1 protein-coding gene is annotated in these 1,699 nt (G+C 40.4%); it reads right to left on the bottom strand.

Annotated elements, in window-relative coordinates:
- Positions 1–235: 235 nt before the first annotated feature.
- On the bottom strand, positions 236–1,576 hold the full coding sequence (locus DXA36_RS32530; RefSeq protein ID WP_069410234.1) for an IS30 family transposase: 1,341 nt from the start codon (positions 1,574–1,576) through the stop codon (positions 236–238).
- Between the last annotated feature and the right edge of the window lie 123 nt (positions 1,577–1,699).

The following is a 1,699-nucleotide window of genomic DNA, read 5'->3' as shown; positions in this document are numbered from 1 at the left end:
GGTAAAATTTCAAAGTGAATTCGTGATATCTACCAAACATTGATTTTATAGCACTTAATTCACTTCATTTCGGTTTACGAGTGACAAAAATAGAGTTACAATGGCCTTACAGGAGCCTGTTTTCATGTGTGCAAGCATGGCAAACAGGCATCTGGGTAAGCGTACAAGACTAAATTCCACATGCCAAATTTTTGTAAGATTAAATTCGGCAGTGGATTCCGTCTTGATTCTAATTCTATTTTTTAAGTAACGATGGTTTTAAATTGACTTGGTCTGCAGGTATTTCCTGAAGACATAAAAGTCTGTGTAACCTGTTATTTAAAAGCATCTTAGACAGCCTGAATGGAGTGCAGCCGTTCAGGCTGTCTCTGGCTTCACTGTTGATATGATTCATAAGTACACAGGCATCTGTCTGCTTATAGTTATCCAGGCTCTGACCTTTGGGGATCACATACCGGATGTATTCATGATTTTTCTCGATCCGTCCTTTTTGCCAGGAAGAGTTCGGATTGCAGTAAAAGATTTTCGTGCGGGTCTCACCATTTTTATCACATTCCAATCGTTCTGGAAATTGAAATTCCACACCATTGTCTGTCAAGATAACTGGGAACAGTTCCTGAAATACCCTGATACCGAGTTTTTGTGTCAAATAATCGAAAACCTTTATGACCTGGTCCTGTGATTTCTCTTGCAGTACAAAAATAAGCATAAGAGAACAGTTACGAAAAAAGAGGGTAAGGAAAGCCTGAGTGCTGTTATCCCGCCCGCCTTCTACGGTATCAAGTTCAACAACTGGAATATCAGGATTCTCTTGAATGAATTTTTGAAAATCCTCGTAGGTCCGTCCTATACGGAATTCCTTTGCAGCCAGACTGACCCTCGTACCAGTTTTTCTTGGCTTGCATTTGTAACGCACCTTGCGGCGCAGATCGATGTTCTTAGCAGTAAAGACGCCTTGGTCTATATAATTGTAGAGCGTCTTTCTGGAACAAGGAATCTCATGCCCGTGAAAGGCATAAATATGAGCGAGAGACTGCCCCTGGGCAAGTAATGGTGAAATAAGGTCATCAAGCAGAGCGATATCAACTGCACTTTGATTAATGCCCTTCCTGCATGATACGAGAAGTTCCTGTGAGGACTTATCTGCATTCTGTGCGATGTAGAATGCTTGGTTCTTGTTACAGGTTCTGCTTTTTGCACAGCTATTACAAACAAAGGGAGCTTTTGAAATAGAAGGACATTGCGGCTCGAGGTATTCGGGACAAAGGGTCGTGCAGACAGGAGTCCGTAAACTGGTGTTATAACAGTATTTACAGACTTTCACACAATTAGGTTTGTCACATAGAAAACGCAGGGAGCATTCCTTAAATCTGGCACAGCGCAGAGGATGTCTTGGGTCAACTTCATGATTTTGAAAAGAGCGGTATTTCTTTACTTCTTTAGCAATTGTGCTTGGATGCTTCTCAAGCTTTCTGGCGATAGCAGCAAAAGACAGTCCATCGTTCAGGCCTTTTTCAATATGGATTCTTTGACTGGTGGTGAGGTGTTTCTGATCATATATTTTTTTCTTAGACATAAATAATCCTCCTACAATGGAGGAATCCACTAACCAATTAAACCATATCACAAATCGTGTAAGAGTAAAATCATCAAACACGAATTTAAAGGGTGAAATAAGAATTAACTAATACATTTTAGG

It is taken from the genome of Eisenbergiella sp. OF01-20 (assembly GCF_003478085.1).
In the GTDB taxonomy this organism is placed as follows: Bacteria; Bacillota; Clostridia; order Lachnospirales; family Lachnospiraceae; genus Eisenbergiella.
Note: the sequence above shows the minus strand (reverse complement) of the source record. Positions and strands in the feature narration are given on the sequence as shown.